This is a genomic window from Roseovarius sp. PS-C2 (genome assembly GCF_018862045.1).
Classification (GTDB): domain Bacteria; phylum Pseudomonadota; class Alphaproteobacteria; order Rhodobacterales; family Rhodobacteraceae; genus Roseovarius.
In genome coordinates this window covers 73,369-97,197 of the sequence record NZ_JAHKSQ010000009.1, presented here as the reverse complement: position 1 = coordinate 97,197, position 23,829 = coordinate 73,369, and the positions used below count along the sequence as shown (strand labels likewise).

Below are 23,829 nucleotides of genomic sequence, written 5' to 3'. Positions count from 1 at the left end.
GAGGCGAGGATGAAGTTCACCCGGCTTGAAATGAAAACGGGCATGCGCCGCCTTGTCACCGAGGACTCGGACTGGGCGCGTCTATCGACGAAAGACGCCAAGCGGCTTGCCACGCTGGTTCTGTCTGCGCGCCGGTTCGAGGAAACGATCCTGTCGCTGGACAAGCGCGGATTGGTTCATGGCCCCGCGCATTCCAGTTTGGGGCAGGAAGGCGGGGCAGGGGGGTGCCTTGCGGCGCTGCCCATCGACACGATGATGAACGGCTCTCACCGGGCGCATCATCAGGTCGTCGCCAAGATCGTGAACGCGCTTTATACCGACAATTTCGATCCATCGGCGGCGCCTGTCCTGCGGGACGAGATGCGCGAAGAAATCCGGCGCATGATGCACGAGATACTGGGGCTCAAGGAGGGCTGGACCGGCGGGCGTGGCGGCTCGATGCATTTGCGGCGGGAAAATCTGGGAGTGATGGGCACGAACGCCATCGTCGCGGGGGGCTTGCCGATAGCCTGCGGTCATGCCTTCGCCGAAAAGCAGCAGGGCGGTGAGCGGATCACCGTATCGTTCTTCGGCGATGGGGCCATTCATCAGGGCACGACGCATGAGGCGATGAACCTAGCTGCGCTCTATCGCCTGCCGGTTCTGTTTTTCTGCGAAAACAACGGCTATGCCGTTTCGACGACGATCGAACAATCCACTTTCGAGACCAACCTGAACACCCGCCCCTGCGCGCATGGTATTGAAAGCGTTCATGTTGACGGGATGGACCCTCTGGCCGTCTGGCTGGCCACGCGGTGGGCCGAAGATCACATTCGCACACAGGGCCGCCCGGCTTTCGTGCAGGCGGATGTCTATCGCTATTATCATCAGTCATCGCCCTTTCCGGGCAGCGTGTTCGGATACCGCAACAAAGAGGAGGAGGAGGCCTGGCGCGCCCGGTCCCCTTGGGAATTCCTGTGCGACAAGCTGATCTCGCACGGTATTGTGAGCGAGGACGAACTGAACGCCATCGATACCGCGGTGTCGGAAGCGATGCAGGCCGCAGCGGAGAGTTGTACCGAGGGCAAGGGGTCGGCCATGGCGATCCACGCCGGACACTGGCCCGACCCTGCGGGCGTTGACGATCACCTGACCTCGGACATGTCGGAATTCTCGGGGCTTCGCGCGGCGGAGGCCGAGGATTTCCCGTCCGAACAGATGCGCGAGATGACGTTCATCGAAGCGATCCCCGCCGCCATGGGCGCGGCGATGAAAAACGACCCCGGTATCGTTCTGTTCGGCGAGGACGTGGCGAATATGGGCGGCGGAACCGTCGGGGCGACGCGCGGCTTGTCCGAGTTTTTCGAGACCCGGATCATCAACACCCCCATCACCGAGAACGGATTTTGCGGACTGGCCGTCGGGGCGGCGATGTCGGGGCTGCGGCCCATCGTCGAACTGATGTACAGCGATTTCTTTCTGGTCGCGGCGGACCAGTTGTTCAATCAGGCTGGCAAGATCAGGCATCTGTTCAACGGCACGGCGCAGGTTCCGATGGTATTGCGGTGCCGGCTTCCGGGGCTGGAAGGGTATGGCTCGCAGCATTCGATGGACCCGACCAGCGGTTTCGCGCTGTTTCCGGGCTGGCACATCCTCGCGCCGTCAAACGCGTTCGATTATGTGGGCCTGATGAATGCCGCGATGCGCTGCAACGATCCGGTTCTGATCATCGAGCCGCAAGCGCTGCACAAACGCCGCTGCCGGGTGCCGGAGAATCTGGATTATTACATCCCTATCGGCAAGGCCAAGCGCGTGACCGAAGGCCGCGATCTGACGCTTTTGACATCGCTCGGTATGGTCGAGACCTGCAAGGATCTGGTGGCCAGCCTGGGGATCAGCGCAGATGTGATCGACCTGCGCAGCCTGTCGCAGCGCGATATAGACTACGACCTGATCGGGCAGTCCGTGCGCAAGACCGGGCGCGTCGCGATCATCGAGCAAACCACGCGCGGGGCCGCGTTCGGGGCGTTTCTGGTGGACGAGATTCAGCGGCGCTTTTTCGATTATCTCGATCAGCCGGTCAAGCGCGTCACCGGGGCCTGGGCGCCGCCGACCGTTTCGCGGGTGCTGGAGCGTGCGGCGCTGGCCGGTGAGGACGACATCACCAAGGAATTGTTGGCCATGCTGCGTGACAGCGCCCTGCCCGAACCCGGAAAGGAGGCCGTGTAACGCCATGCTGTCATTCGAAGGAAAGACCGTGTTGATCACCGGCGCTGCCGGGGGCATCGGGCAGGAAACCGCGCGTATCCTTTCCGGTCTGGGGGCCGATCTGGCGCTATGCGATCTTGAAGGTTGCAACGATCTGGCCGACGAACTGCGCGACATCGGCACCGGTGTGGCAACGGCGGCATTCGATATCCGCGACCGCGCGCAAGCCGAGGCGTTCATCGGCGCGCAGCCGAGGCTGGATGCCATTGTTGCCAATGCCGGTTTTTGCCCTTGGGACGATTGGAACGACGGGGATTGGGACGATACCTTTGACCGGGTGGTGGATATCAACCTCAAGGGGGTGATCAATGTCATGCGGCCCGCCATCGCCCGGATGATCGCGCAAAAATACGGTAAGGCGGTTCTTGTGGCGTCGGTCGCCGGGCGCATGGGCGGGTTGCGTGCCAGTCCGCATTACGTGTCGGCCAAGGGGGGTGTCATTTCCATGACCAAATGGATGGCGGCCAAGGCCGCCCCTCATGGTGTGAATGTCAACGCCGTCGCCCCCGGAGCGACAGCGACGGCGATGGTGAAATCCTCCAACATAGATGCGTCGTCGATCCCCATTGGCCGCATGGCGAAACCCGAAGAAATCGCCAAGCCAATCGTTTTCCTGTGTTCCGACGCGGCAAGCTATATGTGCGGCGCGACAGTGGACGTGAACGGCGGCGTCTACATGGTTTGAAGCGGGCCGGAGCAAGCCCAAGGCATATCCGGCAGCCAGGCGACCGGCCTGCCATTGCCGGGGTGAAACACCCGCGCATGACCGCCAGCCGTTAAACGACGGCCCAAGCGGTATCCCACGGGCCTTGTTGCGCCACTGCGACGCCATCGAACGATATCCCGGTATCTATGATGCGGGTGTCCGAAGCGATATCGGAGGCAGGCACCGCCCAGTTCAGGCCATCGGCATTTCCCCTGAAATGCAGGCCGACGACATTGCCGGTTTGCAGATCGACAACCGGTGACCCCGAGTTTCCCGTAAGCGTGGAACTATCGTGCCCGATCGCCCGCCCGGTCTTGCCGTCAAACGATTTTACGGTGACCTCGTCCACGAAGCCTGGCGAAACATGCTTGCTGTCGAATTCGCGGATCACCTGCCGCTGGATATCGACATCCTCGTCCGGATTTCGCGAGGGATACCCGACGACTGCGACGCGTGTATCCTGAATTGTGTCAGCGTCCGCAATCGCCAGGGAAAGCGGTTCTGCACCGTCCGGTTTTTCCTGAATCCGCAGAAGCGCGAGATCGAACCACGGATGCAGCATCAGCACCTCGGTTACCGTTTTGGTGCAGGTCGGATCGGTATCCCAGCGGTCGATCTCGCGGCAAAAATTGATCCTCACATCGTAACCGAACTTCAGGAAATGCCCGATACCGCGCACCGACATCGAAAACACATCCGCAACATGCCGGTTGGTCAGGATCAGGTCGTCCGCGACGAGAAAACCGCTTCCGTATGGTTTGAACTCTGCGCCGGAACTGTACTCGATCCGCCCCGTCGCCTTGCAGACCTTTCCCAGTATGTTCTGGGCCGCGCTTTCGTTCAGGTCCAGCCACAGGGGGTGGTCCGTCGGTTCGGGAAGGTCGTTCAGCACCGGGATCGCGGGCCGCAGCTCGGGCGATATGATCGAGAACAGCGTGATCGTCTCGGTTTCGTCAAGCGTCTCACCGGCGCGGACCCGGTCCATCAGCCGGTTGATGCGCGCAATGTCGAGCCTGCTGTCGCGGAGGCGTCGGCGCGAGATGAGTTCGTTTGCGGGACTTCGCGGCAGTCTCCGAAGAATGCGCTCTTCGAAATTCAATCGGCGATCAGACATGCAACCCTCCCTGGAATCGTCGAAACAACACTCTTTGACGTAAATAGATTCGCTCGTTATAGTAGAAGCATAACACATCGAGCAGGTTTTGGTTGTGGTGCGCTTATGTTCGGCGCGTAACTTATTTACTGCCCGAGGTTATTTTTCATGTCCCGTATTTTCCTCAAGGGCGCATTTGCCGCCTGCTTTGTCTTCGTTTCAGCACCTTTCGCTGTCGCGGCCGAGAGTGACGACAGCACAGCGATGAACTGCAAACCCGTTCATGACCAAGTCGCGGACTTGAGCCTGAAGAGAACGGTTTGTGCTGATGTCGTCGCGCTGGATCAGGTCCTGGTCTACAATCGGTTCGGTTCGTTCAATCCTTATGGGATGATCTTTGCGCTGCGGCGTGACGTTGCACCGATGAGCGATGCGCCCGAACATTACACCGCCGATGCGTGCGACGCGTTGCTGGGAACCGAGGCCGGCGGTGGCCCGCTGAGGCCCGGCGATGTCCGGCTTAGGGATTGCAAGCGCCCGCGCCCCCTGACGTTGCGGGCAAATGTCGGTGATCTGTTGCATGTCCGGTTGGACAACCTGCTGAGAGAGGCCGCGCCGGGCATTTCCGAGACGTTCTGTCGGAAGCAACCGGACGGGGCCGACAGTCTTCTGACGAAACTGCGCGATTGGGTGAGTTGGGGAGACACGGCACGCGTCGATCATGGCGAGGCCACCTGTGATGCAAGCAAGACCGCGGAGTCGCCGGAGTCCGCCCCGGAGGGTGGAGACTGGCCCCGCACCAGAAGCGTGAATTTTGCGATCCAGGGGTTGCGCGCAGTGGCGAACCCGCATGACAAACAGACCGATGGGCGCCCTGACGATCGTTGTATCGGGCTGGCGCCGGTCGTTCAGGGCGATCCTGTCGAGTGTTTTTATGCCGTTCTGCGCGAAGGGCCTTATTTTCTGGCGTCGACCGCAGCACCATCGGGGGGCGAGGGCGACGGAGGTTCGTTGACCCACGGGCTGTTTGGTGCCGTGGTGGCGGAACCGGCGGATACCCAATGGTACCGGAGCCAGGTTTCGAAAGCGGCCTTCGATGCGGCTTGGAGCGTTGATCGTCTGGACGATGGCCAACTCGATGCCGTGACGAACGCCGGAGACATGGCGCCGTATGAGGCCCTGGGGCCCAATGGTGTTCCGATCCTCAACATGCTGCGCGAACTGGACGGCGATGCGTATGAAATCGTCCACAGTGATCTGAACGCGATCGTTCACCGCGCTCCGGAATACGGCGGCGATCCTGACAAGGCGGGCATCATCTACCGTGAGTTTTCGGTTTTCTTCCACGACGAACTCAAGACGTTCGTGACCCGAAATTACGAAGAACTCGGTCTTTTTGCCGAAGGTCAGCTTGCCGGGGTAAAGGACGGTTTCGCGATCAATTATGGCTCCAGTGGCATGGGCGCGATGGTTCTTGCCAACCGCAAGGGAATCGGCCCTGCCGCGGATTGCATCGAATGCCTGTACGAAGAATTCTTTCTGACCTCATGGGCAAACGGAGATCCCGCGTTGTTGGAGCAATTCAGCGAAGATCCGTCGAATGTTCACCATTCCTATCTGAACGATCCGGTCGTCTTTCGGAATTTTCATGCCGGTCCGAAAGAGACACATGTTTTCCACCTGCATGCACATCAGTGGTTCAGCGGCAACGACGCCAATCGCGGCGCATATCTCGACTCGCAGACGGTCGCGCCGCAGCAAGGATTTACATATCGCATCTACGGCGGCGGGATGGAGATTTACCGCCGCGGCGAGGACGGCGAGACCGGTTGGTATGACACGCTGGGTTCGGGCAACCGCAACCGTACGGTTGGGGACTCGATCTTTCATTGCCATCTTTATCCGCATTTCGCCCAAGGCATGTGGGAGCTCTGGCGCGTCCACGATACGTTGGAAGACGGGAGCCGCAAGCTTCCCGATGGGCAGTGGGAGCCATCCCTGTCGCTGGCCGAGATGAAGAAGGAAATCCGCGAGTTGAGCCGTCCCGGCTCGGTCGATCCGGTGACCGGAGCCTGGAACGCGCCTGCATCCGATGCGGATGGCAATCCTGTGGCGCGCCAGCTTGGCACGCCGATCCCGGCTGTTGTTCCACTTCCCGGACAGCCCTGGCCCGTACTGCCCACCTATGGCGATCCGGATACGCCGGCCGAGACGGACACCGTCGACGCCATGCCGGGATACCCGTTCTACATTGCCGGACAGCCCGGCCATCGGCCGCCGCAGCCACCGATGGATATCGCACGGACCCCGGCCTCGGACCCCGGCGATGAGTTCCTTGACGGCGGTCTTCCCCGGCATGTCGTGAATGCGGGCAAGCGCATTTTTCCGTTCGAGGTTCCTGACCTCGCTCCCGCCCCAACGGCGGCGGAGTTCGAGGATGCGCTGAATGGCGGCGAGAAAACGGACCGCGAAATCCGGCAGGAACAGATCGTCGCCAAGGCGTTGGCGCTTGGCGACATGTCGATGAAGATCGAGACGATGGACCTGAACCTGCTCGATTACGACGGCACGCCGCTCGAGCGCGCGGCGATGGCGTTTCATCATGACGGTTCCGGCCTGACGCTGAAGGCCGCAGATGGATCACCCAGCACTTACGATCCGGTATTGGGTGGGTATACGTCGCCCGGTGGTGTCTATTCGGTGAATGGTGCTCCGGGTAAACCCGGTGCCCCTTATGCAGACCCTTGCGGCGCTCCTGACACGCTCGGCAGCGTCACGGAAGCGGCGGATTCCTACACGCACCAGCAGAGAACCGTTTTCTTCGTCGATGGCGACGTTGATCTGTCGACCACGATCATCCCGGAGGCGGACCGCAAGAAAGCGACCGCGCTTGAGGTGACGGGATGGGTCAAACGCCTGCATCCCGACGCCACGCCGAAAGATCGCCCGAAACTCTACACGGTCGGAGATGACGGCACACAGCAGGAAATCATCGGCCCGATACAGATCACCGAGGCGGACCCGTTCCTTGTGGATACCGAAATTGCCGGTGTTTTCACGGCCGATCCGGCAGTCGTCGGGTATCGGCGCTATGAGGCGTCTGCGGTACAGCTCGATCTGGTGACCAACCGTGCGGGATGGCACGATCCACAGGCACGCATCAACGTGCTCACCCGTAATTCCGGCAAGTACAAGGATGCGGATATTGCCAGTCAGCGCCGGATTTCTCCGGTGATCAGTGCGAGTGAAGAGCCGTTCTTCTTCCGCGCGCTTTCAGGTGAATGCATCGAATTCCGGCATACCAACGAGTTGCCGAAAGAACTGGAACTCGACGATTTCCAGGTGAAGACCCCAACCGACACGATCGGCCAGCACATCCACCTTGTGAAGTTCGATGTCACCTCGTCCGACGGGTCGGGCAACGGGTTCAATTACGAGGACGGTACATTCGCGCCGGATGAAATCGCGCTGCGAATCTGCGCCGCGAAGAACGGCGGTATGGCGACCAATCCGGACCGGCCGCCATCCGCGCTGGAACTGCGCGAGACAGAGGGATTGTGCGTTGAAAAAGACGGCAAGTGGCAAGTTGCGGAGGCGTTCAAGGATATCTGGCGCAAGGCTTTGCAGGAGGGCGAAAACCGCAAGCTTTTCCAGACAACGGTACAACGCTGGTTTGCCGATCCGATCCTCAGCGCGACGCGGGCCGATGGAGATGGCGACAGTTTCGCCGACCGGACGCTGAAGACCGTTTTCAGCCACGATCATTTTGGTCCGTCCTCGATTCAGCAGCACGGTTTCTACACTGCGCTGGTGATCGAGCCACAGCGTTCGCAGACCTGTCCCGCAAACAGCAATGGCACGGGCAGCGGATGCACCGACCAGAGGAATGACCGGGCCCTTGTTCTTGCTGATGACAGCGATGTCGGTGCGCGCAAGGTGATTCACGACCCCGATATAGTGGACAGGTTCGACGAGGCGCTGATTGATCAGGCGGTGGCGGGGACTCTGAATGGTCCCGGCAGCATCGAGGATCGGACATATCGAGAATTCGCGCTTGCCGTGGCCGATTTTGCGTTGCTCTACGACCCAAGGGACAGGCTGGACCCGGCGGAGTTCGACGCGGCGTTGAACGGAACGGCAGGGCATACGTTCAAAGGTATGGGGACGCTGGTCTGCGAAGCGCGGTATCAGAACGATCCGGAGAGGCTTCGCGATATCTGTGGATCGGCGATCGCGACGGACGAGAGTGATCCAAGCAAGTTTTTCGCTCCCGCCGGGAATGCGGCTCCGGCATGGATCGCGAATGGACGTCCGGGAGATATCTCGGGGCATGATATCAGCCCCGGCGTTGAGATTTCCGCGACAGAGTTCGACGATCTGCGCAAGGAGATGATCGCCTACCGCCAGAAGGCGGCAGGCAATGATCCGGATGTAGATCCGGCTGCGCCGCTCGCCAAACCCGTTGTCGCACCGCAGCGGCCCGAAAGCATTTCGGTCGATCACCACGATCCCTACCTCGTCAACTATCGCGGAGAGCCCATACCTCTGCGTGTGGGTAAAGGTAATCTGGAGGGCGAGGATTGTGATCTGAAGGAACTCGATCACTGGGTGGCCTCTTTGGAAACCGGTGTGCGTGAAACCTGTTCGGTCAGACAACAGCGACCGGGAGATCGGGGCGACATGGCGAATGTCTTCCTGTCGGCGGTGCATGGCGATCCAGCCACGCCGGTCTTTGAAAGCCTGTCGGGCGACAAGGTGCAGTTCCGCCTGATACAAGGTGCGCAGGAAGTGCAGCACACCTTTACGCTGGAAGGGTACACATGGCCGCGCCATATCGATCAGGCCTTTCCCGCCGGCAGTCCAATCCTGGGCGACATCACCGCGGCAGGAACCCTGACCCATGCCTGCACCCGTCTGGATGCCGCGCGGACGGGGAGGCCGGATCAGTACTCCATGTGGCTGCGTCTGGGGCCCGAAGCGTTCGCGAATGCGGCCGACCGGGACTACTGGAACGCATACGAAACCTTCCTGGGTGAATGTTTCAACGCAACCGGGCGCATCCCCGCGCAGGAAGTCGGTATTTCGGAGCATTTCGAGTTTCAGGGTGTTTTCCGGCAGGAAGCGACGGGCCTCGAGGCTGTTCCCTCGCTTCAGGACCGCGCGTCGGACACATTGCTTCACTTCGGGTCGTCAGATGCCCTGTGGAACGGTGCCTGGGGTTTGTTCCGGGTCCACGAGAATGCCGGGGAAACGGATATCGTGGCGCTTGAAAACAGTCGTCGGTTGCTGCTTGCGGACGGGAACGAAGCGATTGCGTCCACTCTCGCCACCTTCCCGCCGACGCAGGTATTCGGCTGCGCCAACGATGCGCCGCGTGTCTATGCCGCCGTCGTTGCAATCGAAGCCAGCACGGTATTCGGCAAACTTCCGGAGGCGGGAGACTGGGGCACTCCATACGGCCCGCGCTATTACGACCGGAACGGCTTGTTTCTGGCGCTCGTCGATCCAAGAGAGCTTCTTGCGCCGGAAAATCCCGCAAGCGTGACACCGGAAGATCTTGGGAACACGCAGCTCTGGAAGGGTATCAGGCTTTCGACCATCAGCGCGGCGATAACCCGGAAATACGACCGTCCCGAACCGTTCGTCCTTTCGGTGAATGCAGGCGATTGTGTGAAACTCGCCGTCCTGAATGCGCTGCGCGACACGGGCGAGGGCGACCCAAGCGGGCTTTGGGACGATCTCGGAGACGCACGAATGCCGCCCATCGTGCCGCTCAATGTTGAACCGGTCTGGAGCCATACCGAAGGCGACGGAAACGAGCTCTGGACGTTCGAACAGACCGAAACGGTCAATCTGCGCCCCTCGGCGCGGCTGGCGCTGACCTTTCCCTTGCCTGTCCTGAACCACCGACAGAATGTCGCCATGCCGTTCGGTGGCAACGGGTCATGGGCACTGGCGGGCATACCGGTTGTGGAAGATCCGGCCTTGTCGATCTGCCCTGTGCCGGGTGGCGGCGGTGCGGCGGATGAGTGCATGGATATGCCGGACAGTCCCCGAAACAGCCAGATCGAGCTTCTGACTTTTTACGCGGGCCGGGCATCGGCGCCGAAGGACCTGGATTTCGATCCGATAGAACAGGTTTCCGAGGCGTTTGGCCCTGCTCTCGGGTCGACGGATACCGCATGGACGCAGATCAGGCTTGCCGCTGAAACCGAGGGGTTCGTTGCCTTTGGCGAGATCACCCCCAGCGAACAATCGGAGGCGGTGTTCCGTGTTGGTGGCCGTTTGGTGGATATCGGTGTGCTTGCCACCAGCGGTCCCCAGGTCATGCGCAACATTCTGTCCGCCGACCGGCATCAGGCTTTGCAGGCGCTTCTCGATGACCTGACGGGCGACGCGCAGGCGGCCATCCTGGATGGTGTCCATTTCATCCCCTACGCCTATGGCGCACTTCCCATAAAATCGATGGGCGATATTATCGGACACGGGGCGCATGGGCTGTTCGGGTCGGTCAACATCATGCCCAAGAGCGCGACTTTGGAGGATGGCCAAACAAGAACCGAGATCGCTCCGGGTCATTTCGTTGCCGCTCCGATGAAATCGCAACCCGTCTGGATCAGCAGGATCGAAACGGACCTTGCCGGAACGGCACACCCGATCCGCCAGTTCACGTTGTTCTGGCAGGACGGGCTGAATCTGCGCGACAGCGATACCAGGGACATCTTTAAGGGCTATCTGCCCCCCGGAAGTTCCACGGCGGTCACGCCCAGTCTGGTCGCCGAATGCGAGGTTTGCGACGACAGCTATGATCTTGGCGATCAGGGCGTAAACTATCGCAGCGCCAGCTTTGGACGGGAGCTTCGCGGACGAAACGGTAACGGCGATACGATTGAGCGCCATTTCAACCTGAATGCCTTTGATTTCGGCGATGGTGTCTTCAAGGCCAATGCGGCAACGCCAGTGTTGCGCGCCGAAGCCGGAGAAGAAGTCGTCATCCATCTCGTGCATCCGGGCGGGCGGGCGCGTCAGCGGGCATTCGTGACCATCGCGCAGGATTACGACGATCTGTTTCCGGATTTCGGATTCCCGCATTCCGCCCTGTTGGCCCCCGGAAAATCGATGAGCGCATCGCTGACGGAAGTCATGCGCGAAGGCTGCTATCTCTGGTTCGACGGACCTTTGCATCTTCGTTCCGGTGGAACATGGGGCCTGTTGGATGTCGTGCCCTCCGGCAGGCTGGATACCGATGATACATCCTGCAACTAGGTCAATTGCTGCGCTGGTCGTGGCGGTCATGTCGCTGGCTGTCGGTCCTGAAAGCGCCGGGGCACAGGACGCGCGGGCAAGCCTTGCTGCGGAACTGGACTTCTTCGACCCGGAAACGCGCCGTCCTGTCAGGCCCGAGGCGGGAACAGCGATCGGGATGCGTGTCTCGCTGACCGATGTCACGACCGGACGGGCCCCACGCGGCCTGACGGTTGCGGGGTGGGTCCGCAGCAAGGCACCGGGAAATGCAGGCTGCGAAGAGGCGGCACAGGCGTTTCGGGTGACGGCACAGCCGCCGGTCGGGTCGGTTGACCTGAACGGTATCCTGCTTGTTTCGCTGAACGAAGGCGCCAGTGTTGGCGTCATTGATCCCAAGCTGAACCTGCAATCCTCCAACATGATCGCGGCCGCCAATCTCGACGGACGACCCTTGGCCATGGCGGTGGATGTACGCAGTTTTCGGGCCTTTTTCGTGAATGCCGACGGGGCTGGAATATCGTCCTTGTCGTTGCTGACGGGCGCTCTGAAACAGCATTTCGAACGTCAGCCACCGCTGTCCGATGTCGCAGGAGGGGACGAACGCGGTATCTGGGTCGGGCGGGTCGATGGTCATATGTTTCCCTTTGGCGATCCGGATGCCCTTCGCCGTGTCGGTGATGGCGCCGTTACATTTCGCAAGTCCAGCGAACCCGACAGTCCGTTATTGGCCGCCTTTGCCGATCAGGGCGGGCTTCTGGTGTTCGACGGTGCAACAGGCCGTACGGTGTTCGACGCCCCTCAATTCGAGCCCCTCAGCGATCTCGCGCTTCTTCATGACGGTTCGGCAATTACCGTTCCTGTATCCGGCAGGGTGGCACGGATCGTTTATCCGGACGCACCGGGCCAATCCATCGACGTCCCGCTGGGTTTCAAGGCGGGGCGTGTCGTTGCCAGTCCGGATGGCCGCCACGCTATTGCATACACCCCCGGCGGCTCTGCCGCCGTCGTGATTGACGTTGCTCGGGCCGAAGTGGTCCAGCCGCTCGAATTGACCGACAGCACACTTGCCGAGGTCACTTTTACCGACGATGCGGCCTATCTTCTGAGTCTGGACGGCGGTTTTGCCGGTCTGATCGACCTGTCCTCGGTATCGCTCGGGCGAGGGGCGCAGATTCGAAAGATCGATCTCGCCCGTAAATCGGCGCAACCCCGGAGTACGGAGGGCCTTTTGGTTCCTCTCTGGCCATCGCCACAGGTGCTTGCCGTCTCGCCCGAAACCCAAACGGGGTGGCTGCTTCACGACGATCAGGCGGTCGGAGAGATGCCTCCGATGGATTCCGTCCGGCTTCGTGGCGGTGTCCCGTCGCGTGTCGCGGTGATTGACCGCAGTTTTCGCGAAACCGACCCTGGCGTGTTCGAAACCGTTGCTCTTGTTCCGGGGGGAGATCACGAACTTGTCCTGACGACAGGTATCGGCGGCATGACCGCCTGTCTCGATTTTAGGGTGCGCGGCCCGGTGGATATGCAGCAGGCGGACCTGGTGACCCTGAGTGTCGATGCCGGACAGGGCCATGTTCCTGCTGGCAAGGATGTCGAGATCGAACTGGCCTTCCACGACAGGGCAGGCAATCCGATTGCCGTCGATCGCGTCGAGTTTCTGGTGCCCAGCCTGTCTTCCTCCTGGATCGGCAGGATGACCGCCCTGCGTGCGCCGGATGGCAAGCTGAGGGGGCGCGTAAGGTTTCCCCATCCCGGACCCTATGCCCTGCAACCGCTTGCCCTCCCGGAGAAGCTTCATCTCAAAAGTGCTGTATTACTCGAGGTATCGTCATGATTGGTAAAACGATTCTGCTTTCCATCCTCGTCGCCGTGCCGATTGCCGCCGCTGTTGTCGGGTTCACCACGTTTGGGCCATCCGGCCCCGAGAATTTTCAGGAGGCGCGGATCGACCTGCCCGATGCCAAGATGCTCGATGCGTCCGCCCGCGCATTTCGGTTGCGGGGCGATATAGATCAGGACGCGCTTGTCGTGATCAATTTCAGCTATACGACATGCGAGTCGATCTGCCCGCTTGGCAACCAGATTCTGCAGTTTGTCGATGACCGCAGAAGTGAGGTGACAAGGCCGGTGCACCTCCTGACGATCACCATAGATCCGGCCCATGACACGCCCGGAAAGATGCGGGAGGCGGCCGAGGCGTTCGGCGCCAGTGAGAAATGGCATTGGCTGACCTCTTCGCCAGCCGTGATTTCCGAAATCCTCAAAGCGGCTGATGCGAATGTTGCAGATATCGAGTTTCACGATCCGGTGTTTCTGGTCGGTGAGATCGGATCGGGCCGCTATTTCCGTTCTCTGTCGATGCCCGATGCGGATGAACTCATCCGAATGCTCAACAGTTTCGAGGCATGACGCTGCTTCGGGCGGTCATCTTTCTGAGTTTCTGGGCGTTTCCGGGTATTGCCGATCCTCTGGGCCCGGGCCGCGCCGTTTTCGAGGGTCTGGCCGAAGCGCCGGGATATGCCGCTATTGGCAGCAACAAGGTCGAGGCATCCCGCTTCCCATGTCGAACATGCCACCGCCGCGACGGGCGCGGTGGGGGAGAGGGTGATGCCCCTCCGATAGCGTGGGAGTATCTTTCCCGGCCTGCACATGGCAGACCTGCCTATGACGTGGAATCGTTCAACAATCTGCTCGCAACCGGCGTTGCACCGTCGGGCAAGCGGATCAGCCGCCTGATGCCCCGATATGAGTTCGATGACGAGACCATGGGTTCTCTGGTTGCATATCTGTCCATGCTGACGGCAGAGCAGAAGACAGGCATCCATCCGGACAGGATCGTTTTCGGCGTTCCCGTTCCGACGGGTCGCGAAGCCTATGGGCGTCGCCTGGTTCAAAACCTCGACGCTATGATTGCGGCGAAAATTCCGCGCAATGGTCTCTATGGCAGGCGGGTGGAACTGCGGCCTCTTGTGGGCGATCTTCCGTCGATCGTGGATCAGGCGCGGCGTCAGACTGTTGCGGTGCTGTCTCCGGTTCCTTCAGGCCGGCTTGACCAATCCCAATTCACCGACTCCGGTATCCCGGTTCTCTTCCCACTTGCAGCGGTGTCCGAAGACGACGATCACACCTTGATCCGCAGCCTTTACGCATCGCGGGAACGCGTTATCAGGTCGCTCATCGACAAGATCGGCACTGATGGCTGCCGACAAATCTCTCTCCTGACTGCGACGGAGGGGGAATTCCGGGACGCGCAAGAACGACTTGTTCAAAAGAACCCGGCACCTCTGAAGGTTTCGCGCGGTTTGGAGCGACATGCCGAATGTGTGTTCTTCCTGTCCGGAAACCGCGGCACCCTGACGTGGCAGGATATCGGCAGCCCCCGGGCGATCTATGTGCCGGGGGGGTATGTCGTTAATTTGCTCAATTCGCTTGAGGGTTTCGACGGGACACTCGTTGTCGGACGCCACGAGACACCGGGGCTCGACCTGGCTGTTGTCGAGGATATCGAGGTGATACGAGCCCATGCCGTGTTGATCGGTGAGGTGTTGCGCGACGCTCTTCGGATTGCCGGCCGGGATCTCACCCGGACGAGTCTGGTTTCGGCGGTGGGCACCGTCTCGCGGCCCGAACTCGGGCTCCAATTTCCAACAGGCACGCCAACTGGCTCAAAGGAAGTGACCCTTCAATCCGTCAGGTTTGGAACCGGGCGCGTGCAGCCGGAATGAGGATGCAAGTGGCCGACATGACGCGCTGTCAACTGTGGCCCGGCCTGATTGGATCGGTTTGGCGACCACGGCTCAATCCGCGTCCTCCGTCAGGCGGGAATCCTCACGCACCTCGAACCATATCGCGTTGAGGATGGCGAACAGCGCGGCCAGCGGAAGGCCGAGAATCCAGGCGAAATACCACATGGTTAGGGCTCCTTTCCTTAATAGGCGTTCTTGTTTTGCGTGATCTCGTCCATGGTGACCTTGCCCCACAGCGCCTTGTAGACCCAGGCGGTGTAAAGCAGGATCAGCGGCATGAAGATCACCGTGACGGCCAGCATCACGAACAGCGTCAGGTGTGACGAGGAACTGTCCCACACCGTCAGCGACGAGCGCGGGTCGATCGACGAAGGCAGGATGAACGGGAACATCGTCAGCCCGACCGAGGAAATGACGCCGGTGATCCCCAGTTTCGAAAACAGCAGCGCCGAAACCTCGCCACCGCGCCAGAGCGACAGGTAGGCCAGCGCCATCCCGGCAAACCCCATCGCGGGGGCGATCACGATCCAGGGGCGGGCGGCATAGGCCGCCAGCCACGAGCCTTTGCGTGCAACCTCAGTCAGCAATGGGTTCGAGGGGCCGTTCACCACGGCCTCGGTGGTCATGGTATAGCCGTCAATCCCCACGGCCAGCCAGAGACCGGCCAGTGCATAGCCCGCCATTGCGGCGAGCCCGGCGAACGTGCCAAACCGGCGTGCGCGGTCCACGACCGGCCCTTCGGCCTTGACCGCCACCCAAGCCGCACCATGGGCGATGAGCATCGTCAGCGACACCGCCCCGGCCAGCAGGGCGAACGGGTTGAGCAGGGCAAAGAACGATCCTTCGTAGAGCGAGAACAGATCATCCGTCAGGCGGAAGGGCACACCTTGCAGCACGTTGCCCACGGCAACCCCGAAAATCAGCGCCGGAACCGCCCCACCGACGAATAACGCCCAATCCCAGGTGTTGCGCCAACGGTGATCCTCACGTTTGGAACGATATTTGAAGGCCACGGGCCGCAGGATCAAGGTGGCCAGAATGATGAACATCGCAAGGTAGAACCCCGAAAAGCTGACCGCGTAGAGCGGTGGCCATGCGGCAAATATCGCCCCGCCGCCAAGGATGAACCACACCTGATTGCCTTCCCAGACGGGGCCGACGGTGTTGATGACCAGACGGCGCTCTTCGTCCGATTTGGCGATGAAAGGTAACAGTGCGCCGACGCCCATATCGAAGCCGTCGGTCAGCGCAAAGCCGATCAGCAGCACGCCTAGAAGACCCCACCAGATGATGCGCAGGATGTCGAAATCAATCAATTCATGCAGGATCATGGCGTTTACTCCGCAGGGCTTGCAAATGGATCGCGCCCGTCATGGGTGCGCAGGCGGTGTTCGTGGCGAATGCGCCATTTCTCGGTTTCCTCGACATCCTGAACCGGACCCTTGCCGATGTATTTCAGCATGAGGCCCATCTCGATGACGAAGAGAACGGTATAGAAGGTGATGAACCCCGCCAGCGTCAGCAGCAGCGACGTGACCGACAGGTGGCTGACCGACAATGCCGTCGGCAGGACACCATCCACCGTCCAGGGCTGGCGGCCGTACTCGGCCACGAACCAGCCCATTTCGGCGGCGATCCACGGGGTCGGAATGATTGCAACCGCTGCCCACAGCGCCCAACGTGGGTAGCTGCGGCTGCCGAAGTTGGAGCGCACGAAGAAATAGGCCATCACGCCGATGAAGCCAAAGCCAAGCCCCACCATGATGCGGAACGCCCAGAACAGCGGCCAGACGGTGGGCACGGTATCGTTGGCGGCCTGCACGATCTGTGACTCGGTGGCCTCGCGCGGGTCTTCGACATAGCGTTTCAGCAACAGCGCATAGCCAAGGTCGCCACCGTGTTCCTCGAAGGTGTCAAGAACCGCAGGTGCGGTGTTTTCCCGAGTGTCACGGATAGTCATCAGCGCGTCATAGGCGATGAGGCCCGAGCGGATGCGCTCATCGGACTCGGCCACCAGGTCGTTGATGCCGGGGATTTCTCGGGTCAGGGACCGCGTGGCGATCAGGCCCATCGCATAGGGAATCTTGATCGCATAGTGGTTTTCGCGCGCCCCCTGATCGGGCAGGGCGACAAGGGTGAAGGGAGCGGGGGCCTCTTCGGTGTGCCACATGCCTTCCATCGCGGCGAGCTTCATGCGCTGCGTGTGAGTGGCGCTGTAGCCGGATTCATCGCCCAACAGGACGACCGACAGCGCGGCGGCCAATCCAAAGCTCGAGGCAACGGTCATCGACCTGCGGGCCAGTTCAATATGCCGCCCCTTGATCAGGTACCACGCCGAAACCCCAAGCACGAAGACCGAGGCGGTGACATAGCCCGCCGATACCGTGTGGACGAATTTCGCCTGCGCGACCTCGTTGAACATCACGTCGAAGAAACTGATCATTTCCATGCGCATGGTCATGGGGTTGAACTCGGCCCCCACGGGGTTCTGCATCCAGCCGTTCGCGATCAGAATCCAAAGCGCCGAAAAGTTCGATCCGATGGCCACCAGCCAGCCGACCACCATATGGGCCACCCTGGACAGTTTGTCCCAGCCGAAGAACCACAGGCCAACAAAGGTCGCTTCAAGGAAGAAAGCCATCAGTCCTTCGATGGCCAGCGGTGCGCCGAACACATCGCCGACATAATGGCTGTAATAGCTCCAGTTCATGCCGAACTGGAATTCCATGGTGATGCCGGTCGCGACGCCCAGCACGAAATTGATGCCAAACAGCGTGCCCCAGAACTTGGTCATCTGCCGCCAGATCGGGCGGCCCGTCATCACATAGACCGTTTCCATGATGGCGATCAGGATCGACAGGCCCAGTGTCAGCGGTACGAACAGGAAGTGATACATGGCCGTCATCGCGAATTGCAGGCGAGACAGCTCAACGATGTCGAGTTCCATAATGTCTACTCTCCGGCCCCGAAGGGCATCCTTGGCGTGGGTACAAGTAGATCAATAAGATGTATCACAGATAAATCTTTGATTCAGGTCAAAGGAATATTCAGAAATCTCTATCTTTTCCGATTGACATGACCGACCCGCCGGCCGCGCGCACCCATTCGGTTTCGACAGGGCTATGCGAGGCGAGGAGTATTGCGCTGTCGGGGCAGATCGTCCGCACCCCGTCCAGAACCGCGCGCGCGGTTGCGGGATCGAGCCCGGTTGTCGGCTCGTCCAGCAGCAGGATCGCCGGACGGCGGATCAGAACGCGCGCCAGCGCCAGTCGCCGCGTTTCCCCGCCCGACAGGCCCGTGCCGGTTTCGGCCAGTTCCGCCTGCAATCCGCCACGCCGGGCCAGGACCGGCCACAGCGCCACGGCATCGAGAACCGCGCGCATTTCTTCATTGCTGGCCTCGGGGCTGGCCACACGCAGGATGCTGGCCACCGTACCGCGTGTCAGGACGCTGCGTTGTGCCAGCAGGACCGTGCGCGCCCGCAGGTCCATTTCATTCCAGTCGGCAAGGTCACGCCCGTCGAGTAGCGCGCGGCCTTCGGTCGGATGCAGGAGCCCGGCGGCGAGATGCAGGATCGTGCTTTTGCCGCACCCGCTTGGCCCCGTGAGCGCCACCATGTCGCCGGGGCCGAGTTCCAGCGTCACACCCGATACAATCGAGGCGGACGCATTGTTGTCCCGCCAGCCAACATCCAGCAAGCTCAATCGGGTATGCGGGGCGTTACATTCATCATTGGCGGGGTCATGCGATACGGTTGCAGTATCGAGTTGCCGCCCGACGCGGCGCGCCGCGTCTGCCATGCGCCCCAGATCGGCCATGCCCCGCCGCAGGGGGCCGAATATTTCGGCAAGGGCAAGTGCCGCAAAGAACCCCAATGCGGCCTGCGCCGGGGTCAGTGTGCCGCTTTGCGCCAGAGATGCGCCAAGGCCCAATGCGCCGGTGGCGGCCAGCAGCGCCGACAGGCCAAGGGCCAGCGCGGCGCGGTGTTCGGCGCGGTCCACCTCGGCGCGGGCCGCTTCCATCCGGTCTGCCGCGTTGTGAAAATCCGCTTGTGCGCGATCCAGCACGCCATGCATGGCCAGATCGGTTTTGGCGCGCATCATGTCCATGCTCCGGGTTCGCAGGTCCTGCATCGCTGCCTCGGCCCGCCGGGCTGCCCGGCGTGAACGCCGTGCCGCCACACCGAGACCTGCCGCGCCGCCCAGCCCAAGAACGGCCACCATCCACAGCGCAACGACCGGTGCAACCAGCCAGGCCAGCACCACGAGTCCAAGCCCAAGGGTCGACGCGCCCGCAAGCAACGGGATCGCAAGGCGCAGCATCACCCCGTCCAGCGCATCGACATCGGCGACGATCCGGTTCAGCGTTTGCGATCCACGCATCCGTGTCAGTTGCCGCCAGGGCCGCGCAGCGATGCCTGCCAGAAGCCGCACGCGCAGGTTGGCCAGGGCGCGCAGCGTGGCGTCATGCGTCAGCACCCGCTCACCATAGCGCGCGGCTGTCCGTCCAAGCGCAAGGAACCGCACCCCGGCACTGGGGCGGAAGACATCGAAAACGGCGCCCATTCCGATCAGCCCGGCACCGGCCGCCGCCGTAATGAACCATCCCGACAATCCTAACAGCGCTGCACCCGCCACAAGGACCGCGACCGAAAGGGCAAGCCCGCGCCGCATCGCCACCCTGTCGGAGCGCCAAAGCAGCCGGTATATCCGCCAGAGCCAGCGCATCAGCGCACCCCTCCGTCGAGTGAAACGACACGATCCATCCGGTCCGCCAGTGCGGTGTCATGTGTCGCCACGATCAGGGTGCGCCCCGAGGCCGACAGGTCAAGAAGCGCGTCGATCACCGCGTCGGCGGTTGCCCGGTCCAGATCCGCCGTCGGTTCGTCGGCCAGGATCACGTCGGCCTGCGAAAGCCACAGGCGGGCGATAAGCAGCCGCCGCGCCTCACCCCCCGAGACCCCCACGCCGGTTTCGCCAAGCCGGGTGTGCAGACCATGTGGCAGCCGCGCCACGATCCTGTCGGCCTGGGCCTTTCGCAGAGCGGCTTGCACAGTGGGGTCGTCAACCTTGCGCCCGTTCAATAACAGGTTGCCCAGAAGACTGCGGTTCAGGAAATGGATATCCTGCGGCAACCAGCCCAGACGTGCGCGCCACGCGGCGGCTGTCGCCGGGTCGAGCACATGACCGGCAACCTCGATTGTCCCATGAACGGGGGTGCGCAACGCCGCAAGACAGGCCAGCAGCGTGCTTTTGCCCGACCCGCTGGGCCCGGTCAGGGCCACGCGCGCACCTGGTGGGATATCGAGATCGGGGAAAACGATCCGGTGGTCCGCCAGTTGCACGCCAAGCGACCGGGTTCGGATATGCGCCGGTCCATTCAGGGCCGGTGCCCTGCCGGTGCCGCCGGGCAAGGGCAGAAATTCGCCCGCGTGCAGTATGTCCAGTTCGTCATTGACCGCTTCGGCGGCGGCCTTGTCGTGCCATGCGGCGGCCAGCTCGCGCAGGGGTTCGAAAAAGGCCGGGGCCAGCATCAGCAGCCAGATGCCTTCGGTCGCATTCAGTGGGCTGGCCCAGTAGCCAAAGTCGATCTGCCCCAACAGGAGAAAGCCCACATAGACCGCCACCATGGCAACACCGATGGCGGAGAAAAGTTCGAGCACGGTCGATGACAGGAAGGCCAGACGCAGAACACGCATCGACCGTTCGCGCAGGGCGTCTGCCCGATGCCGGAAATCCTCGGTCATGCGTCCCACGGCCCCCAGAAGCCGGAGGTCGGGCAGGGCGCGCAACCGGTCCAGGAGCATCGTGTTCAGGGTAGATACCTCTTCCAATTGCTGCGCACTGGCCTGTTTGGCGGCCATGCCGACAAGGGCCTGAAACACCGGAATGAGCGGTCCAGCCACCAGCAGGACCAGCCCGACGGCCCAGGAGTGCCACAGCGCCAGAACGAGAATGACAGGCGGGACGATCCGAACCCGCATCATCGCGGGTTGGTAGCGTGTCAGCGCGGGGATCAGCATGTCCAGTTTTTCGGTAAGTAGCGCCGCCAGCGCGCCGGAATCGGGGCGGGCGTCATCGCTTGGGCTGCGCCCGGCCTCGCGGTTCAGAAGCTCTTGCCGCAGTATCGCGACAGAGCGCCGCGCATCCCGGACGAGCCGTGTTTGAGCGACATGATCCAGACCAACGCGCGTACCGCCCAAAAGTGCGAAAAGGGCGAGTTTCGTAGTCACCTCTTGCATCGACGATTGTTGCAGCAAGCCAGCAATCAGCGAGGCCGCAAACCAGGCTTGCGGAATCCACAGCAGCGCTGAAACGGCCCAGGCCACCTGCGCGACGGGATCGGCATCTAATCGGTGTCGCATGGCTCTGGCGTGGCGACGCTCGCAATTTGGCGCTGGCGTGTGACGGATTCGATCATGCCGACAGTCCATACGCCCTGCAGGTATATTCCTAAAGCCTCAGCTTTGTCACAGGCTCCCCCCAATGCGCCTCTGGGGCCTTTGCCAGATCGCTCATGAAGCCGGGCCAGAACCCTCCCGGACTGTACTGGCCAGTATGTTTCTGGCCTGCGAGGCGATCCCGGCAAGCCGCGTCGCGGCGGGGACGATATCGGGGATATTTCCCGCGCCCTGACCGGCATAGAGCGCCATCGCTTCGAGATCGCCGGTTGTCGTGCGCAAAGGCGAATCCGTGCTGAAGCGCAGGCGGGGCTGATCGTCGTCATGGGCGATGGTCTCGCGCGGCAGGCTGTCCGGGTCGTGCCCAAGGTAATGTCCCTTGAGCCCCTCCGTCACGCTGTTGCCGATCACCCGCACGGCGGCGCCCTTGGGCCAGTTCAGAACGAACACATCGGTCAGCACCGTATCCTCGCCCTTGGCCTCGACGATGCGGGACTTGTGATAGGAATGCGCAAAGGATTCTTCGGTCGCCAGAAAGGCGGTGCCGCATTGCACACCGTTGGCCCCGATCGCCAACGCGGCGGCAAGCCCTTCACCCGTCGCGATCCCGCCCGAGACGACGACCGGCAGGTCGGTCCCGGCCAGTATCTGTTCCGCCAGCCCGAAGGCCGGGCTTCGCCCGTGCACATGGCCGCCCGCCTCGATCCCCTGTGCGATGATCACATCCGCCCCGGCCTCTTCGGCCAGTCGCGCGGCGGCCTCCGTGCCGACCTGATGCAATACGAGACATCCCGCGTTTTTCACCCGCGCCACTACATCCGGCATTACATCCCAGAAAAAGCAGAAGGCCGTCACGCCAAGATCGAGGCAACAGGCGATCTGTGCCCCAAGCAACTGCGGTTCGGTCGCCGCCGGGATCAGGTTGACGGCAAAGGGCCGGTCCGTCGCCGCCTGCATCGCGGTGACTTCCCGTGTGATCAGGTCGGTGGGTTCGCGCACCATCCCCAACATCCCGTAGCCGCCCGCATTGGCCACCGCCGCCGCCAGTTCCCACCGGGACACGCCGCCCATGCCCGCCAGCAGAATGGGCACCTCGCATCCAAGCAGATCGCAAAGCGGCGTTCGCAGAGGCTCGTCATTAGGCCGGTCCGTCATTTTTCCCCCTCCCTTTCCAACCATCGGCGCAGGTAGTCCCGCAGCACGACGGCGTTATTGTGTTCTTCGTCCTTCGAAGCATACAGCAGCGTGACGACATCGCCCTGCGCGTATCCGGCAAGCTCGCACACCAAATCTTCGCGCGTGGCGAGTTCCGCCCGGTAGCGCGTGGCGAAGTCCTGCCACTGATCGGGATTGGCATGAAACCAGTGCCGCAACGTATCGCTCGGCGCGATGTCCTTGCACCAGTCGAACAGCCGGGCGCGGTCCTTTGCCACGCCGCGTGGCCAAAGACGATCGACCAGAATCCGCTTGCCGTCCGACACCCGCGCCGCGCGATAAATCCGCTTGATGCGGATGCGCCCGGCGGGGGTGTCTGAGACGGACGGTCGGGACGGCATCAGCTGTCCCGTTGGCCCGCGTCGTCGATCAGATCTACCGCCTTGAGCGCATGTGCCCAGGCCGCCCCGGCGCGCATTTCGGACGCAACCCAGATGGCTTCCATGATCTGTTCGCCCGAGGCTCCCTCGCGCTTGGCCGCCTTGACATGGCCCTCGATGCACCACGGGCATTGGGTCACATGCGCCACGGCCACCGCGATGAGCTGCTTGGTGCGTGTATCGAGCGCCCCTTCGGCGAACACCGCCTTTGAGAACGCGCGGAATGCGTCTTCGGTATCGGGTGCCAGGGCATGACGCCGGTCGACAAGGTCCCTGGTGGGTTTTGGGAGGTGTAGCTCAGACATGGCCTGTCTCCCGCGTTTCGAATTGCGGAAACAGCACATCGTTTTCCAGCCGGATATGCTCTTCGAGATCGTCAAGGAATTCACCGACCCCGGTATAAAGCCGCGTCCAGCTTCGGCAGGCGCCGTCCGGCAATGTCAGGTTGTTGGTCAGGTGCCGGATTTGGCCGACTTCGGCTTCGTGGTCGTCATGATCCGCGCGCATTGCCGCAATCGGCGCATCCAGCTCCGCCGCCGCGTTGCGAATGGCGGGGAACAGGATCAGTTCCTCTTTCTTCATGTGAACTTCGAGGTCACCGATCATCCGGTGCAGCAGGTCGGCCAATCCTGCGGGAACATCCGTTTGCCCGGCATGGACCGCTTCGACCTTTTCCGACAAGGTCGCCAGTTCGGGAAGCTGGGCACGGTGTTTCGCGTGATACTCGGTTTCGATGAAACTGGTCAGGTCGCTCGGGTCTTGCGGGGGCAGTGGTTTTGTCATGTTCGTATCCTCGG

General features: G+C 61.9%; 16 protein-coding genes. 6 read left to right on the top strand and 10 right to left on the bottom strand.

Annotated features, from left to right (window positions below; all coding sequences use genetic code 11):
* Nucleotides 1-9: 9 nt before the first annotated feature.
* Nucleotides 10-2,208 carry a thiamine pyrophosphate-dependent enzyme gene (locus KPG71_RS16220; protein WP_216339227.1) on the top strand — a complete coding sequence of 733 codons (2,199 nt, stop codon included), beginning with the start codon at nt 10-12 and terminating at the stop codon, nt 2,206-2,208.
* Between the two features lie 4 nt (nt 2,209-2,212).
* A complete protein-coding gene (locus KPG71_RS16215) occupies nt 2,213-2,932 on the top strand; it encodes an SDR family NAD(P)-dependent oxidoreductase (protein ID WP_216339225.1) in 720 nt (239 codons plus the stop codon).
* A gap of 91 nt (nt 2,933-3,023) precedes the next feature.
* Here the strand turns inward: KPG71_RS16215 and KPG71_RS16210 are convergent, their stop codons facing one another.
* Nucleotides 3,024-4,067: a serine protease gene (locus KPG71_RS16210; RefSeq protein ID WP_216339223.1), complete on the bottom strand. Its 1,044-nt coding sequence runs from the start codon at nt 4,065-4,067 to the stop codon at nt 3,024-3,026.
* Nucleotides 4,068-4,214: 147 nt separating this feature from the next.
* On the opposite strand from KPG71_RS16210, the gene KPG71_RS16205 reads away from it, so the two are divergent.
* From KPG71_RS16205 to KPG71_RS16190, 4 genes are read left to right on the top strand one after another with little or no spacing between them, the layout of a single operon-like run.
* Nucleotides 4,215-11,312 (top strand): hypothetical protein, encoded by a 7,098-nt coding sequence (locus KPG71_RS16205; RefSeq protein WP_216339221.1) that lies wholly within the window; start codon nt 4,215-4,217, stop codon nt 11,310-11,312.
* Nucleotides 11,293-13,125, top strand: coding sequence for a hypothetical protein (locus KPG71_RS16200; protein WP_216339219.1), 1,833 nt, complete (start codon nt 11,293-11,295; stop codon nt 13,123-13,125). The genes KPG71_RS16205 and KPG71_RS16200 overlap by 20 nt, the downstream gene beginning before the upstream one ends.
* Nucleotides 13,122-13,700, top strand: a complete 579-nt coding sequence (locus tag KPG71_RS16195) for an SCO family protein (RefSeq protein ID WP_216339217.1) — start codon at nt 13,122-13,124, stop codon at nt 13,698-13,700. Before KPG71_RS16200 ends, KPG71_RS16195 begins: the two co-directional genes overlap by 4 nt.
* The gene (locus KPG71_RS16190; protein ID WP_216339215.1) at nt 13,697-15,016 is read left to right on the top strand and encodes a hypothetical protein; all 1,320 of its coding nucleotides are present in this window, start codon (nt 13,697-13,699) and stop codon (nt 15,014-15,016) included. The genes KPG71_RS16195 and KPG71_RS16190 overlap by 4 nt, the downstream gene beginning before the upstream one ends.
* Nucleotides 15,017-15,088: 72 nt before the next feature.
* Here KPG71_RS16190 and cydX read toward each other — a convergent pair whose 3' ends face one another.
* The 9 genes from cydX to KPG71_RS16145 form a co-directional block, all read right to left on the bottom strand.
* A complete protein-coding gene (cydX, locus tag KPG71_RS16185) occupies nt 15,089-15,202 on the bottom strand; it encodes a cytochrome bd-I oxidase subunit CydX (protein WP_216339213.1) in 114 nt (37 codons plus the stop codon).
* A gap of 17 nt (nt 15,203-15,219) precedes the next feature.
* Nucleotides 15,220-16,368 carry a cytochrome d ubiquinol oxidase subunit II gene (cydB, locus tag KPG71_RS16180; protein WP_216339211.1) on the bottom strand — a complete coding sequence of 383 codons (1,149 nt, stop codon included), beginning with the start codon at nt 16,366-16,368 and terminating at the stop codon, nt 15,220-15,222.
* Nucleotides 16,369-16,373: 5 nt separating this feature from the next.
* The gene (locus KPG71_RS16175; protein ID WP_216339209.1) at nt 16,374-17,984 is read right to left on the bottom strand and encodes a cytochrome ubiquinol oxidase subunit I; all 1,611 of its coding nucleotides are present in this window, start codon (nt 17,982-17,984) and stop codon (nt 16,374-16,376) included.
* A gap of 100 nt (nt 17,985-18,084) precedes the next feature.
* Nucleotides 18,085-19,764: an amino acid ABC transporter ATP-binding/permease protein gene (locus KPG71_RS16170; RefSeq protein WP_216339207.1), complete on the bottom strand. Its 1,680-nt coding sequence runs from the start codon at nt 19,762-19,764 to the stop codon at nt 18,085-18,087.
* The gene (gene cydD, locus KPG71_RS16165) at nt 19,764-21,401 is read right to left on the bottom strand and encodes a thiol reductant ABC exporter subunit CydD (RefSeq protein WP_216339204.1); all 1,638 of its coding nucleotides are present in this window, start codon (nt 21,399-21,401) and stop codon (nt 19,764-19,766) included. The genes KPG71_RS16170 and cydD overlap by 1 nt, the downstream gene beginning before the upstream one ends.
* Before the next feature lie 150 nt (nt 21,402-21,551).
* Nucleotides 21,552-22,592 (bottom strand): nitronate monooxygenase family protein, encoded by a 1,041-nt coding sequence (locus tag KPG71_RS16160; protein WP_216339202.1) that lies wholly within the window; start codon nt 22,590-22,592, stop codon nt 21,552-21,554.
* Nucleotides 22,589-22,993: a DUF488 domain-containing protein gene (locus tag KPG71_RS16155; protein WP_253196316.1), complete on the bottom strand. Its 405-nt coding sequence runs from the start codon at nt 22,991-22,993 to the stop codon at nt 22,589-22,591. Before KPG71_RS16155 ends, KPG71_RS16160 begins: the two co-directional genes overlap by 4 nt.
* Nucleotides 22,993-23,337, bottom strand: coding sequence for a carboxymuconolactone decarboxylase family protein (locus tag KPG71_RS16150; RefSeq protein WP_216339201.1), 345 nt, complete (start codon nt 23,335-23,337; stop codon nt 22,993-22,995). The genes KPG71_RS16155 and KPG71_RS16150 overlap by 1 nt, the downstream gene beginning before the upstream one ends.
* The gene (locus tag KPG71_RS16145; RefSeq protein WP_216339198.1) at nt 23,330-23,815 is read right to left on the bottom strand and encodes a hemerythrin domain-containing protein; all 486 of its coding nucleotides are present in this window, start codon (nt 23,813-23,815) and stop codon (nt 23,330-23,332) included. Before KPG71_RS16145 ends, KPG71_RS16150 begins: the two co-directional genes overlap by 8 nt.
* Between the last annotated feature and the right edge of the window lie 14 nt (nt 23,816-23,829).

Excerpts from the sequence above, each read along its gene's own strand:
- KPG71_RS16220 (WP_216339227.1), top strand. The coding sequence starts at position 10 with ATGAAGTTCACCCGGCTTGAAATGAAAACGGGCATGCGCCGCCTTGTC.
- KPG71_RS16215 (WP_216339225.1), top strand. The coding sequence starts at position 2,213 with ATGCTGTCATTCGAAGGAAAGACCGTGTTGATCACCGGCGCTGCCGGG.
- KPG71_RS16210 (WP_216339223.1), bottom strand. The coding sequence starts at position 4,067 with ATGTCTGATCGCCGATTGAATTTCGAAGAGCGCATTCTTCGGAGACTG.
- KPG71_RS16205 (WP_216339221.1), top strand. The coding sequence starts at position 4,215 with ATGTCCCGTATTTTCCTCAAGGGCGCATTTGCCGCCTGCTTTGTCTTC.
- KPG71_RS16200 (WP_216339219.1), top strand. The coding sequence starts at position 11,293 with ATGATACATCCTGCAACTAGGTCAATTGCTGCGCTGGTCGTGGCGGTC.
- KPG71_RS16195 (WP_216339217.1), top strand. The coding sequence starts at position 13,122 with ATGATTGGTAAAACGATTCTGCTTTCCATCCTCGTCGCCGTGCCGATT.
- KPG71_RS16190 (WP_216339215.1), top strand. The coding sequence starts at position 13,697 with ATGACGCTGCTTCGGGCGGTCATCTTTCTGAGTTTCTGGGCGTTTCCG.
- cydX (WP_216339213.1), bottom strand. The coding sequence starts at position 15,202 with ATGTGGTATTTCGCCTGGATTCTCGGCCTTCCGCTGGCCGCGCTGTTC.
- cydB (WP_216339211.1), bottom strand. The coding sequence starts at position 16,368 with ATGATCCTGCATGAATTGATTGATTTCGACATCCTGCGCATCATCTGG.
- KPG71_RS16175 (WP_216339209.1), bottom strand. The coding sequence starts at position 17,984 with ATGGAACTCGACATCGTTGAGCTGTCTCGCCTGCAATTCGCGATGACG.
- KPG71_RS16170 (WP_216339207.1), bottom strand. The coding sequence starts at position 19,764 with ATGCGCTGGCTCTGGCGGATATACCGGCTGCTTTGGCGCTCCGACAGG.
- cydD (WP_216339204.1), bottom strand. The coding sequence starts at position 21,401 with ATGCGACACCGATTAGATGCCGATCCCGTCGCGCAGGTGGCCTGGGCC.
- KPG71_RS16160 (WP_216339202.1), bottom strand. The coding sequence starts at position 22,592 with ATGACGGACCGGCCTAATGACGAGCCTCTGCGAACGCCGCTTTGCGAT.
- KPG71_RS16155 (WP_253196316.1), bottom strand. The coding sequence starts at position 22,993 with ATGCCGTCCCGACCGTCCGTCTCAGACACCCCCGCCGGGCGCATCCGC.
- KPG71_RS16150 (WP_216339201.1), bottom strand. The coding sequence starts at position 23,337 with ATGTCTGAGCTACACCTCCCAAAACCCACCAGGGACCTTGTCGACCGG.
- KPG71_RS16145 (WP_216339198.1), bottom strand. The coding sequence starts at position 23,815 with ATGACAAAACCACTGCCCCCGCAAGACCCGAGCGACCTGACCAGTTTC.